The organism is Bradyrhizobium sp. SZCCT0148 (assembly GCF_018129985.1).
Classification (GTDB): domain Bacteria; phylum Pseudomonadota; class Alphaproteobacteria; order Rhizobiales; family Xanthobacteraceae; genus Bradyrhizobium; species Bradyrhizobium japonicum_H.
Map to the genome: position 1 here is coordinate 150,218 of NZ_JAFCKT010000007.1, position 12,700 is coordinate 162,917.

The following is a 12,700-nucleotide window of genomic DNA, read 5'->3' on the forward strand; positions in this document are numbered from 1 at the left end:
CGCAGGTGAGCGAGGTCGCGGCAACAGGCATCTCCGTGCTGCTGGTGGACGACCACCCGATCGTCCGGCAGGGCTATCGGCGCGTGCTCGAAAGCCAGGGCGATCTGCATGTCGTGGCGGAAGCCGACAACGCCGCGGACGCCTACGGCGCGTTCAAGGCGCATGATCCCGATGTCGTCTTGCTCGACATCTCGATGCCGGGCGCGAGCGGGCTGGAGGCGATCCGCAACATCCGCGCGCGCAGCCCGCGGGCTCGGATCCTCGTCTTCACCATGCACAATGAGGCCGTGTTGGTGAAGTCGGCCTTCAGCGCCGGCGCCAGCGGCTTCGTCACCAAAAGCAGCGAACCGTCCGCCGTCGTCGCAGCGATCCGTGCGGTCGCGCGCGGCGAGCGTGCCATGAGCGACGATATCGCACACATCCTCGCCGAGGACAGCCTGTCGGCGGGGTCAGTGCTGGATCAGTTGGGCGAACGCGAGATCGAGATCCTGCGCCAGTTCGCCGGCGGCGCCACCACCGAGCAGATCGCGACGCATCTCAATCTCAGTGTGAAGACAGTGCAGAACTACCACTATCTGATCAAGACCAAGACCGGTGCGCGCACGGACGCGCAGCTCGTGCGGCTCGCGGCGACGTGCGGGCTGGCGCGGATCTAGCAGCAAAGCTGCCGCACTGCCCTGGTCCCTTGAAGCTTCTCAATCTTCCGAACGATATTGGAACGGACCCCATCCGGCTCCGGTTGTTACCGGCGGGAAGGAGTCACGAGGTCATGAGTAAGGGTCATCACAAGGCAGCCGACCATCACCCGATCATCACCGTGGGCGAGCTCATCGACGAGCTTTGCCGCTTGCCGGACACGGCCGTCGTCCACTTTTGCTGTCCGATGCTCGACCAGGAGCTGACCTTCCACCGCCTTCGCAAGCGGTCGAAGGAGGCCGTCGAAATCGCGGTCAATGCCTATCCGAACAGTCCGCCGGTCGTGCCGTCGGCGGATGCCGCCTTCCACGCGCGCAGACGTCCGGCTTCAGCGCCCCCGCTTGGCGACGGCGCTCTTCTTCACAAGGCAAGAGGTTAATCGGCGGCTTCCGGCTTGAACCGGGTGTTGCGGCCTCAGGCCGCCTTCAGACCGCGCAGCAATAGCGCGAGCGTCGCATCGACGCGCGCAGGAAGATCGGCGTCCTTCCACTCGTCGGCATGAGCCGGATGGTGGAAACGGACGGTCGCATCGAAGATCGCGCGAGCCGTCGTCTTGACGTCGCCCGGGGCGAACACACCCTGCGCCACTCCATCAGTCAGGATCGCCGAGATCTGGTCGATCATCGTGTCCTTGTGGCATTTGACGGCCGCGCAGGCTTCGCGGGCCAGCGTCAGATACGTATCGAACATTTCGGGGTCGTCGAGCACGCGCGATCGCTTGGCGGCGAACAGCGTGCGCAGCCAGCGATCCAGTCTTGCCGGCGCCGGGCCCTGCTCCTCGGCGATCTGGCGCAACGGCGCATCGATGCGGTCCAGCCAGCGTTTGGCGACGGCCTCGCGCAGCGAGGCCTTGCTCGGAAAATGGCGATAGACGCTGCCGTGGCTCACATCGAGTGCACGGGCGACGTCGACCACGGTGGCCTTGGCAAGTCCAAAGCGCCTCAGCACATCCTCGGTGACTTCGAGGATCCGCTCCGGCGTCAAGACAACGGCTTCATTCATGCCAGCACCATGTTCCCGTTGAGGGCTCAGTTACTCCGGCAGTAGGGCCGCTTCCGAAGCGCCCTAGCCGGTCGTTTCGGAAAGCCTATGCCTTAATGAGGCAGTTTTGCAGCCTGCGCCGCGATTTGGCGCGCCACCAGCATGTTGAGCCATTGCCCAATCACACCGGTCAGATTGAGGATTTCGGTCGTCATCGTCGTAAGTCTCCATTCGTCCGCGGATCCCCGTTCTTCAATCCGCCCTCCGATCCGAGCTTGCTTCGGATGTCGGGCTTTCCGGGGCTTGTCGCGGGACGCCAAGTGAAGCGTCGGGAACGGATATACACGTCCCGCTGACAGATTTCAATATCTGTCAGTCAATGATCCGTGATTGATAGCTAATTTTTGCGGCCAGAGCCTCGTCCGGCTAGCCGGTCCGGTGGATAGGCTCGGCGATACTCCACTCCTGTGGCCCAGACCGTTTGTTTCGCCCTGCCCGCTCTGTTAAATCACGGCGTAAAAAGCATTTTGGCCGGCGCCGCCCCTTTGGACCGCCCGCCCACCTTCCTGGAGCCGTCAGATGATCCCCCGCTATACCCGCCCGGAAATGGCCTCGATCTGGGAGCCGCAGACCCGGTTCAAGATCTGGTTCGAGATCGAGGCGCATGCGGCCGACGCGCTGGCCGAGCTCGGGACCATCCCCAAGGAGGCCGCCAAGACGGTCTGGGCCAAGGCCAGGAACGCCACCTTCGACGTCGCCCGCATCGACGAGATCGAGCGCGAGACCAAGCACGACGTCATCGCCTTCCTCACCCACCTCGCCGAGATCGTTGGCCCCGAGGCGCGCTTCGTGCACCAGGGCATGACATCCTCCGACGTGCTCGACACCTGCCTCAACGTCCAGCTGACCCGCGCCGCCGACCTCCTGCTCGCCGACCTCGACAAGGTGCTGGCCGCACTCAAGAAGCGCGCCTTCGAGCACAAGATGACGCCGACCATCGGCCGCAGCCACGGCATCCACGCCGAGCCCGTGACCTTCGGCCTCAAGCTCGCTTACGCCTATGCCGAGTTCTCGCGCGCCAAGGAACGCCTGATCGCGGCGCGCAAGGAGGTCGCCACCTGCGCAATCTCTGGCGCCGTCGGCACCTTCGCCCAGATCGATCCGCGCGTCGAAGAGCACGTGGCCAAAGCCATGGGTCTCGTCCCCGAGCCGATCTCGACGCAGGTGATTCCGCGTGACCGCCACGCGATGTATTTCTCGACCCTTGGCGTGATCGCCTCCTCGGTCGAGCGCATCGCGGTCGAGATCCGCCACATGCAGCGCACCGAGGTGTTGGAGGCCGAAGAATTCTTCTCCGAGGGACAAAAAGGCTCCTCCGCCATGCCGCACAAGCGCAACCCGGTGCTGTCGGAGAATCTCACCGGTCTCTCCCGCATGGTGCGCGCTTACGTGACGCCGGCGCTTGAGAACGTCGTCCTCTGGCACGAGCGCGATATCTCGCACTCCTCGGCCGAGCGCATGATGGGCCCGGATGCCACCGTCACGCTCGACTTCGCGCTGGTACGCCTCGCCAGCCTGATCGACAAGCTGCTGGTCTACCCCGCCAACATGCAGAAGAACCTCGACCGCCTCGGCGGCCTCGTGCATTCGCAGCGCGTGCTGCTGGCCCTGACCCAGAAGGGCGCGAGCCGCGAGGATTCCTACAAGCTCGTGCAGCGCAACGCGATGCCGGTTTGGCGCGGCGAAGGCGATTTCCTTCAGCTCCTGAAGAAGGACGCCGAGGTGAAAAAATATCTGGGCGATGCCGAGCTCGATGAGCTGTTCGACCTCGGCTATCACCTCAAGCACGTCGACACGATCTTCAAGCGCGTGTTCGGGGAGAGCTAAGCGCTCATTGCGTCGCCCGGTAGCCACGCACGTGGCGGCCGGGGCCCGTGCGATGGGGTCTAGAGTCGCTTCTGCAGCCATTTCACGAGCGCGGGGCTGCCGATGGTGGCGGCGGTGAAACCGCACATATTGCCGTCGACATAGCCCGCGCGGCCGCGCCCCTGCACGTAGCGCTTGCTGAAGAAGATCGTGTGCGGCTTGGTTCCGGCCTCATCGACGAAAATGAGCTGCCAGCGCAGATCGGGCTGATAAGACAATTGGGCCGGCGCCAGCACCTTGACGGCTGCCGCAAGTTCGGTCGCGTCGCTCTCGCTCAAAACCAGCGACTTGCGTTCGCTTGTGTAGCTCGCAAAATGCTCCGGCGAGATCGGAATGCTGGCGAGAAGACGATCGGAGATCTTCAGCAGATCGACCCGCTTGATCCGGCCTGCCTGGATCCCCTGACCGATCGATGCGATCGCCGACGCCGCAGATCCGATATCGCAGGCGAAAGCCGGGCTGGTCATAATCGCGAGGCAGGCCGCCAGCACGAGTCTATCGCGTCCAAACATCTTGGCTTGCCCCTGTCCCCGGCCTGTTGCTGCCTCATCTTATAGTCGCCTAACGTCACGACGAAAGCCCGTCGACCGTTTGCGGAGTGCGATGCTGCGGAGTACGCTTGCCGTTGTCGCCCCTGCGAACACAGAAGAAACGGACCCTTCCCATGCCCATCGTCAACCGTGTTGCCGCCCTCTCCGACGAAATGGCCGCCTGGCGCCATGACTTCCACGAGAACCCGGAATTGCTCTACGAAGTCCACCGCACTGCCGGCATCGTCGCCGAGAAGCTGCGCGAGTTCGGTTGCGACGAGGTGGTGACGGGCATCGGCAAGACCGGCGTCGTCGGCGTGATCCGCGGCCGCAAATCGGCGTCCGGCAAGACCATTGGGCTCCGCGCCGACATGGACGCGCTTCCAATCATGGAGACCTCAGGGGTGTCTTACGCCTCGAAAGTCCCCGGCAAGATGCACGCCTGCGGCCATGACGGCCACACCGCCATGCTGCTGGGTGCTGCCAAATATCTCGCCGAGACGCGCAATTTCGACGGCACGGCAATCATGATCTTCCAGCCCGCCGAGGAAGGCGGCGGTGGTGGCAAGGCCATGGTCGAGGACGGGCTGATGACGCGCTGGAACATCCAGGAGGTCTACGGCATGCACAACATGCCCGGCCTGCCGGAAGGACACTTCGCAACCACGCCCGGCGCGATGCTTGCCTCCTCCGACAACATCCAGATCACGGTCCACGGCAAGGGCGGCCACGCCGGCGCGGGCCCGCACAAATCCGTCGACAGCGTGCTGATCGGCTCGCAGATCGTGAATGCGCTGCAGTCAATCGTGGCGCGCAACGTCGATCCGCTGAAGTCGGCGGTCATCTCGATCACCCAATTCCACTCCGGCACGGCCTTCAACATCATCCCTGAAGTCGCCGAACTCGGCGGCACCGTGCGCACACTCGATCCCGAAGTGCGCGATCTCGTCGAGCGCCGCATCGGCGAGGTTGCCGAGAGCGTTGCCCGCGCCTATGGCGGCTCTGCCGAGACGAAGTACACGCGGATGTATCCGGTGACGATGAACCATGCGCGCGAAGCCGGGCTTGCCGCCGACGTCGCCCGCGACATCGTCGGCGCCGAGCGCGTCAACGACAAGTTCATCCCGATGATGGGCGCCGAGGATTTCTCCTTCATGCTGGAAGCGCGTCCCGGCGCGATGGTGCTGGTCGGCATGGGCGACGGCAACGAGTGCCATCACCCGGCCTACGTCTTCAACGACAACATTCTCGGGCACGGCGCCTCGTTCTGGGCGCGTCTGGTCGAGACGCGGATGCCGGCGGGGTAGTCGCGTGGCACCGCGATGCGGATCCACGCGACGCCGGCGGCAGTAAGTTCTAATTGTCTGCGGAATACGGGCGCTTTGCACGACGTTCGCGCGCAGCAATTGGCGAGCGCGTCAATTACACACTTCTACGTTGGCGCCGGCAGTGCCGTTAATACCCTTTGCCTGCAGCGCCGGTGAGAAACCCTGGATGTGGCAGCCTGCTCGGACTGGGCGGCAGCCCGCATTGTTACAAACCATCTGCCCGGATGCCTGCGGCTTCGAGGGTGCCGCCTCAGTTTTCCTGCGCTCAACATCACGCTTCCTGGAATCATCCGGTGTCGCAACCGGCTTCTTCTCCGGAATCTTCTCGCACTCGTTGTCGTCACCGACGCGATAACCGGCGCGGCAGGTGATCTTCGCACATTGATCGCCGTCGGCCTTGAAGCCGAAATTGCACACCAGCGGGCAGACCCGTCCGGGCTTCGCCTTCAGTGCGTCGAGCGCATCGACGCTGGCGAGCTTCACGTTGAACTGGGTTCCGGCATATTTGTTGAACAGCGTCAGCGAACGCTGCGAATTGGCGTCCAGTCGCCATCGGCGGGAGCAGACAAGCAGCCGACGCGGCGCAATTCGCTATGCACCGATTTTGTCAGATCAACCGTCGACAATGTGGATGCCGGCGCGGGCGAAAGGGCCGCAACCTTTTGCTCGGCCTCGGACACTTGCCGATCGGTAGGGAGCTTTGCGTCCTGCTCCGCCTTTTCCGCAGCTTGCCTTGCGGCAAGTTCGGCCTTGGCCTTTTCCGCTACCTGCTTCTCGGCCAGCGCTTTCTCAGCCGCCGCCTCGGCCGCCTTGCGCTGCCGTTCGGCGGCTTCGGCCCTCGCTTGCTCGATCTGCTTCTGTTTCTCCGCCGCGACCCGGGCTTCCTCGGCAGCCCGGGCCGCCACTGCCGCCTTGTCCTGCTCGGCCTTCTGGGCGCGCTCCGCAATGAGCCTCGCTTTTTCCAGCTCTGCCGTCCTCGCCTTCTGTTCGGCGGTCGCGCGCGTTTCTTCGGCCGCTATCTTGTTCAACTGGCCCTTGGCGAGGTTGGCATAAAAGCCATCGGGATATTGCGCGAGGAACGCCTCCCAGCCGTCGCGCGTGCCGAGTTGAAGCGCAAGTTCGTAGTCGCGCCTGAGCTCAGACTGCGGATTCGCCTGCGGACCCGCTGCGACCGGCCTGGCAGGAACCAGCGGCACGTCATCACCGCCCAGCGAACCATACACAAAGGGTTCCTGCTTGTTCGCGGTGCTCCTCAACACATCATCGCGTACGAAGCCGAATGCCTTGCGCAGATCGAGCCCAGGCTTTGGGAGATGCTCGGCAAGAGCGACCGCAAACGGGCTATTCCGGGCGTCGCCATCCGACGCCGTCGACCCCGCCTTGGCCGCGAACGCGATCATCGTGTTCGGGCTGGTGGGCTCGACCTTGGCAAGTCCCCGCCCGATCGCGCGCGAAGCCACGGTGCGCTTCATCGTCTTGGCAAATGGATTGTCACGGCATGCATCGAGAATGATGAGGCGAAGCTGCTTGGCAGGCTCTATGCTCACCAGCACGCGATCGATCGGCAACGCCTCGTCATAGACGTCGGTGTCGGTCTCGAGCGCGGCATCGGTCGGGATCAGGTAGTTGGTGCCATCCACCTCCATGCCGTGCCCCGCATAGTAGATCACCGCGACATCGGCATCTCGGGCCCGTCCGCCGAATTCGCGCAACGCCTTTCGCATGTCAGACGCGTTCAGGTCCTGCCTGACATCGACCGTATCGAAGCCGGCTTTCCTCAACATCCCGCCGATCAAGCCGGCGTCGCTCGCCGGATTGGCCAGCTTCGGCACGCTTTTGTAAGCGGAATTGCCGATCACGAGCGCGACGCGCTTCTCGGCCTGCGCGGGGGCGCTGCCGAACCATATCGCCAAGGCGCAGAAGGTAATGAGCCGTAGCGCAATCATCGGTGGCCCCGAACGCGATGTCTGGCCATCAATTGCACACCTCGCCTGTGATCTTGACACTGGCGTTTGCATTAGGAACTAGCCCGAGACGACAACCCTTTGCGACGGGCCTGCATCCAGCGCTATTGCAGATTATCTGCCCGGAGGCTTGTGACTTCGGCGTGGCAGATTCCGCATCCCTTCGGCCTTGGTCTCGCTTTATGGACTCCTCACGCGCGACCGGCTTCTTCTCCTGGATCTTCTCGCACTCGTTGTCATCGCCGACGCGGTAGCCGGCACGGCAGGTGATCTTCACGCATTGATCGCCGTCGGCCTTGAAGCCGAAATTGCACACCAGCGGGCAGACCCGTCCGGGCTTCGCCTTCAGTGCGTCGAGCGCATCGACGCTGGCGAGCTTCATGTCGAACTGGGTTCCGGCATATTTGTTGAACAGCGTCAGCGAACGCTGCGACGTCGCATTCCAATCACCGTCCGCAGCGGCGGACAGGCAACCGACGCGGCGTAACTCGCTTTGCACGGATTTTGTCAGGTCGGCCGCCGATAAGGTAGAGGCCGGCGCGGGCGAGAGCGCAGCGACTTTCTGGTTCTCGGCTTCGGGCATCTGCCGATCGGCCGCTGGCTTTGCGCCCTGCTCCGCCTTCTCGGCCGCCTGCTTGGCAGCGAGCTCGGCCTTGGCCTTCTCCGCCGCCTGCTTCTCGGCCAGCGCTTTCGCCGCCGCCGCCTCGGCCGCCTTGCGCTGCCGTTCGGCCGCTTCGGCCTTGGCCTGCTCGATCTGCTTCTGCTTCTCGGCGGCGATCCGGGCCTCTTCCGCTGCCTTGGCAGCCGCTGCCGCCTTCTCCTGCTCCGCCTTCTGGGCCCGCTCGGCGATCAGCCTCGTCTTCTCCAGCTCGGCCGCCTTGGCCTTTTGTTCGGCCGAAGCGCGCGTCTCTTCGGCGCCGATCTTGTTCAGCTGGCCCTTGGCGAGGTTGGCGTAGAAACCATCGGGGTATTGCGCCAGGAATGCCTCCCAGCCATCGCGCGTCGCAAGCTGGAGCGCGAGCTCGTAGTCCCTGCGGATGGCTTCCTGTGGGTTGGCCTGGGGACCGGTTGCCGCCGGCCTCACTACGAGGGGAACGTCGTCGCCGCCGAGCGAGCCGTAGACATAGGGCTCCTGCTTGTAGCCGGTAGCCTTGAGCACGTCGTCGCGCACGAAGCCGAAGGCCTTGCGCAGATCGAGGCCGGGCTTGGGCAGATGCTCGACCAGCGCGGTGGCGAACGGGCTGTTCCGGGAATCGCCATCGGACGCCGTCGATCCTGCCTTGGCCGCAAAGGCGATCATCGTGTTCGGGCTGGTCGGCTCGACCTTGGCCAATCCCCGACCGATGGCGCGCGAGGCCAGCGTGCGCTTCATCGTCTTGGAGAACGGGTTGTCCCGGCAGGCGTCGAGAATGATCAAGCGCAGCTGCTTGGCCGGCTCGACCGCGAACAGCGCACGTTCGACCGGGATGGTCTCGTCGAGCACGTCGCCATCCGTCTCCAGCGTGGCGTCGGTCGGAATGAGATAGTTGGTCCCGTCGAGCTCGATGCCGTGGCCGGCGTAGTAGATCACGGCCATGTCCGCATCGCGCGTCCTGCCGGCGAACTCGCGCAGCATGCGCCGCATCTCGCTGGCGCTGAGGTCCAGCCGGACGTCGACGGAATCGAAGCCGGCCTTCTTGAACATGCCGCCGACCAGCGTGGCATCGTTCGCGGGGTTACCCAGCCTGGGAGCGCTTTTGTAGGCTGAATTGCCGATGACGAGCGCCACCCGGCGGTCGGCTTGCGCCGGACCGCAGGCAAGTCCCATCGCCAACATCAACAATGCAAATAGCCGAAACGGAATCACTTGCGTCCCCCCGGATGCAATTCCATGAGACTATTCGGTAGCGTCGCCGATTACCAATTCTTCCTCTGTGAGGTCAGTCACATAGGACCTTTCCAGCTGCGATATGGATAATGCGGCGAAGCGTCGCCCCCTCCCTGTCGAGTTGGGCGACGCCGAAGCCTGTTCCGTTTGGGCTCGCTAGACCTGCACCACCTCGTGCCGCATCACGAACGGCGCCAGCAGTGAGTGGACCTCGCCCGCAACCGCCTCGCGCTGGTCCGCCGGCAGGCCGGCAAGCGTCACGGTCGCAATCGAGCCATGGCTGCCGTGAGCGCCGACCTTGACCTTACAGTCGATGCCGCGCGCGACCAACGGCGTGAGCACCTGGGCAAATACCCGCTCGGCCGCATCCCAGCGCAGTCGCGGCTTGAACACCTTGCCGACGCCGGTCACCGGCATCGGATCGATCGGAATGACTTGCACAGGCACCGCGGCGCGCTCCGGGGTACGCTCGCGCACCCACGTCTCCAACTCGCCCGGCTCGACTTTCGCGCCCGGCTTCAATTGCACGTAACCAACGGGCAGTTCGCCGGCATAGGCGTCGGGCTGGCCGACGACGGCGGCGAAGCCAACCGCGGGATGCCGGAACATGATCTCCTCGATCGGGGCGGGATCGATGTTGTGGCCGCCACGGATCACGAGATCCTTGGCGCGACCGGTGATCCAGAGATAGCCGTCGGCATCGAGCCGGCCGAGATCGCCGGAATTGACCCAGACGTCGTCGACGAAGGCACCCTTGTTGTGCTCGTCGTTGAGATAACCGCCGAACACGCCGGGCCCAGCCATGATGACCACGCCGATCTCGTCAGGCTTGCAGTCTCGGATCAGGCGACCATCGGCATCGAGCTGCACGATGCGCACGCGCGCATAGGGCATGGGAAGGCCAACCGAGCCGAGCCGGATCGGCCGCGACGGATAGGCCAGCGTGTGCACGCTCGACGTCTCGGTCATGCCGTAGACCTCGACCACTGGCAGCTTCAGCTTGTCCTGGATGGCGGAGCCCACCGCTACGGGGATCGCCGAGCCGCCGCCAGCGGCGTATTTCAGACTTGAGATATCGGCTTGATCAGGCGGCACCGCGAGCGTCGCGGCGAGCACCGTCGGCACGCTCGACAGCGCCTCGGGCTTGAAGCGTTCGACCAGGCGCCAGATGTTCTTCACTGCATTCGGATTGCGCCAGCCGCCGGGCGACAGCACCACCAGCGAGCCGCCGCTCGATAGCGTCGTCAGCACCTGTGTCAGCGAACCTCCGACGTGAAACAGCGGCATGCCGAACAGCAAATTGGCGCCGGGCTTCGCCTTCAGCAAGAGATTAAGACCCCAGGCCTGATAGACTTGGTTGCTATGCGTGTGCCGCACCAGTTTCGGCGTGCCGGTGGTGCCGCCGGTGTGGAAATAGGCCGCGATGTCCCCGCCCGAAATCTTGCGCCCGCTGACAAGCCGGTCCGACGGCTGCTGCTTGACCAGGTCGTTGAAGGCGAAGACGCCATTCGCGGGATCCCCGCCGCCGAACACTTGCACGATCGCCTTGAGGTGCTTCAATTGCGGGCGGATCTGCTCGACCTTCTGCCAGATGTCGGTGCCCGGCATCGGCCCGAGAGCCACCAGGATCTTGGTGTTTGCAGCTTCCAGGATCTCCGCGATCTGGTGCGGCTCCAACAGCGGATTGACGGGATTGGCGATGCCGGCGGCCTCCGCGCCGAACAGCGTCACGAAGGCATCCGGCACCAGCGGCAACATGAAGCTGATGACGTCGCCCTTCTCCGCGCCGAGCGCGTGAAACATGTTGGCGGCCTGCGTGACGCGTGCAATGAAATCGCGGTAAGTGACCACCAGCGGCGTGTCGGCGGGATCGGCGTTTTGCAGAAACTGGATCGCCGCCCCTTCGGGATTGCGCGCTGCGCCGAGCTTGATCGCGTCAAACGTGCTCTCGGCGGCGATGCGGTCTGCATAGGGGACTTGCTCGAGCGCACGGACCTCCTCGTCTGTCAAAAGATCCGGATAGTCGTTGCCGATAAGCCGATCGAGCGCGTGGATGCCCGCCATGGAATTCCGTCCTCCCTCAGATACATGTCCCCGCCCCTGTCTTTTGACATTTTGGCTCGGCGAGGCCCGACCGATGGCCGACCGGGCGCGGACAGAATGATGGATGATTTGGTGTTCGTCCATGGCTGGCGAACTCCCACGATCGAACGCGACGTGCCCGGCGCTTGAACCTCGGCCGCCGACCCGGGGACCAAGAACTGGCACTGGATTCGCTCGCCAGCGCCCTGCCGCAAGACTTGAGGTCATCATGACGACGCCCATGCGGAACCGCATCACACGGCTGATCGCCACGTTCGCTATCGCGTCGGCCATCGCCCTGCCCCGCGCGGCCCTCGCTGCAGACAGCGGGCTCGACAAGATGCGCGCCAGGATCGCGGCATTCATCACCGACAAGATGGAGAAGCTGGGCGGATCGCACATCATCTACAAGGTGGACAGCGACGCCTTGCGGGAGACGATCACCACCGATCTGCGCGACGAGGTGTACAAGGCCCTGCGCGAAGGCAAGATCGCCTTCGCCGGCCTTGCGATCCGCGATGGCGGCGTCGACGTCAAGATCGCGGACGCCAAGGGCCGCGAACTGCTCGCGCGCAAGCTCGAATCAGCCGCGGAGGGATTGCCGACGCACGCGCTCGCCGTGACCGACGCCGGAGACGGGCTGATCAGGCTCGCGCCAACCGATGCCGGATCCGCAGCACGTCTGCGCGATCTCGTCGAGGACTCCATCGCCATGATCGAGCAGCGCCTCAAGGACGCCGGCGTCACACTGGCCAGCGTCCAGCCTGAGGGGACGGACCGCATCCGCATCTTCCTGCCAGGCGTGATGGAGCCCGACCGCATCACCGCGATCTTTGCCAAGCAGGTCAAGGTCAGCTTCCGCCTGATCGACGCCACGATGTCGGCGGAGCAGGCGCAATCCAGCACGCCTCCGGCGGGCACGGAAGTCATGTTCGGCTTCAAGGACAAGCGCCCCTATCTCGTCAAGGCCAGCGCGCTAGACGGTGACGACATCAGCTACGCGGGACCGGGATACACAGGCGACACCAAGGAGCCGATCGCCTCGTTTCGCTTCAACGGTCGCGGTACGCGACGCTTCGCTCACATCACCGCCGAGAACGTTGGAATGCCCTTCGCCATCGCGCTCGACGACAAGGTGATCTCCGCTCCCGTGATCCGTGAGCCCATCACCGGCGGCTCCGGCCAGATTTCCGGCAACTTCACCCTGGAAGAGGCCAACAGCGTCGCGATGCTGCTGCGCGCCGGCTCGCTGCCTGGACGTCTTGGCCTCGTCGAGCAACAGGTCGTCCAACCCGCCGCCAAGCCGTAGCGCGAAGATCGTCCGAG

At 64.5% G+C, this 12,700-nt stretch carries 9 protein-coding genes and 1 pseudogene; 5 read left to right on the forward strand and 5 right to left on the reverse strand.

Translation table 11 applies throughout. From position 1 onward, the window contains the following. Positions 1-5 precede the first annotated feature (5 nt). Entirely contained in the window at positions 6-656 is a 651-nt protein-coding gene (locus JQ580_RS21750; protein WP_212282258.1) for a response regulator, read from the forward strand. A gap of 113 nt (positions 657-769) precedes the next feature. After that, positions 770-1,075, forward strand: a complete 306-nt coding sequence (locus JQ580_RS21755) for a hypothetical protein (RefSeq protein ID WP_212282259.1) — start codon at positions 770-772, stop codon at positions 1,073-1,075. 35 nt (positions 1,076-1,110) lie between these two features. On the opposite strand, the gene JQ580_RS21760 is transcribed toward JQ580_RS21755, so the two are convergent. Further along, entirely contained in the window at positions 1,111-1,698 is a 588-nt protein-coding gene (locus JQ580_RS21760) for a TetR/AcrR family transcriptional regulator (protein ID WP_212282260.1), read from the reverse strand. A 558-nt stretch (positions 1,699-2,256) separates the two neighbouring features. On the opposite strand from JQ580_RS21760, the gene purB reads away from it, so the two are divergent. Then, on the forward strand, positions 2,257-3,564 hold the full coding sequence (purB, locus tag JQ580_RS21765; protein ID WP_212282261.1) for an adenylosuccinate lyase: 1,308 nt from the start codon (positions 2,257-2,259) through the stop codon (positions 3,562-3,564). A gap of 59 nt (positions 3,565-3,623) precedes the next feature. Here the strand turns inward: purB and JQ580_RS21770 are convergent, their stop codons facing one another. Next, complete coding sequence (locus JQ580_RS21770) at positions 3,624-4,115, reverse strand: hypothetical protein (RefSeq protein WP_212282262.1); 492 nt, start codon at positions 4,113-4,115, stop codon at positions 3,624-3,626. A gap of 152 nt (positions 4,116-4,267) precedes the next feature. Here JQ580_RS21770 and JQ580_RS21775 point away from each other — a divergent pair, with 152 nt between their 5' ends. After that, positions 4,268-5,440 (forward strand): M20 aminoacylase family protein, encoded by a 1,173-nt coding sequence (locus JQ580_RS21775; RefSeq protein WP_212282263.1) that lies wholly within the window; start codon positions 4,268-4,270, stop codon positions 5,438-5,440. 111 nt (positions 5,441-5,551) lie between these two features. On the opposite strand, the pseudogene JQ580_RS21780 reads toward JQ580_RS21775, so the two are convergent. The 3 genes and pseudogenes from JQ580_RS21780 to JQ580_RS21790 all read right to left on the reverse strand — a co-directional run bounded on the left by JQ580_RS21780 (position 5,552) and on the right by JQ580_RS21790 (position 11,356). Continuing rightward, positions 5,552-7,407, reverse strand: a pseudogene (locus JQ580_RS21780) (caspase family protein). Between the two features lie 28 nt (positions 7,408-7,435). Next, positions 7,436-9,232: a caspase family protein gene (locus JQ580_RS21785; RefSeq protein ID WP_212282264.1), complete on the reverse strand. Its 1,797-nt coding sequence runs from the start codon at positions 9,230-9,232 to the stop codon at positions 7,436-7,438. A gap of 216 nt (positions 9,233-9,448) precedes the next feature. Next, positions 9,449-11,356, reverse strand: coding sequence for an acyl-CoA synthetase (locus JQ580_RS21790; RefSeq protein ID WP_212282265.1), 1,908 nt, complete (start codon positions 11,354-11,356; stop codon positions 9,449-9,451). A 247-nt stretch (positions 11,357-11,603) separates the two neighbouring features. Here JQ580_RS21790 and JQ580_RS21795 point away from each other — a divergent pair, with 247 nt between their 5' ends. Then, positions 11,604-12,683, forward strand: coding sequence for a SecDF P1 head subdomain-containing protein (locus tag JQ580_RS21795; protein ID WP_212282266.1), 1,080 nt, complete (start codon positions 11,604-11,606; stop codon positions 12,681-12,683). Positions 12,684-12,700: the final 17 nt, after the last annotated feature.

Bases quoted from the DNA above. Each gene is read 5' to 3' on its own strand.
- JQ580_RS21770 (WP_212282262.1), bottom strand. From the start codon at position 4,115: ATGTTTGGACGCGATAGACTCGTGCTGGCGGCCTGCCTCGCGATTATG.
- purB (WP_212282261.1), top strand. From the start codon at position 2,257: ATGATCCCCCGCTATACCCGCCCGGAAATGGCCTCGATCTGGGAGCCG.
- JQ580_RS21760 (WP_212282260.1), bottom strand. From the start codon at position 1,698: ATGAATGAAGCCGTTGTCTTGACGCCGGAGCGGATCCTCGAAGTCACC.
- JQ580_RS21755 (WP_212282259.1), top strand. From the start codon at position 770: ATGAGTAAGGGTCATCACAAGGCAGCCGACCATCACCCGATCATCACC.
- JQ580_RS21785 (WP_212282264.1), bottom strand. From the start codon at position 9,232: ATGGGACTTGCCTGCGGTCCGGCGCAAGCCGACCGCCGGGTGGCGCTC.
- JQ580_RS21790 (WP_212282265.1), bottom strand. From the start codon at position 11,356: ATGGCGGGCATCCACGCGCTCGATCGGCTTATCGGCAACGACTATCCG.
- JQ580_RS21795 (WP_212282266.1), top strand. From the start codon at position 11,604: ATGACGACGCCCATGCGGAACCGCATCACACGGCTGATCGCCACGTTC.
- JQ580_RS21775 (WP_212282263.1), top strand. From the start codon at position 4,268: ATGCCCATCGTCAACCGTGTTGCCGCCCTCTCCGACGAAATGGCCGCC.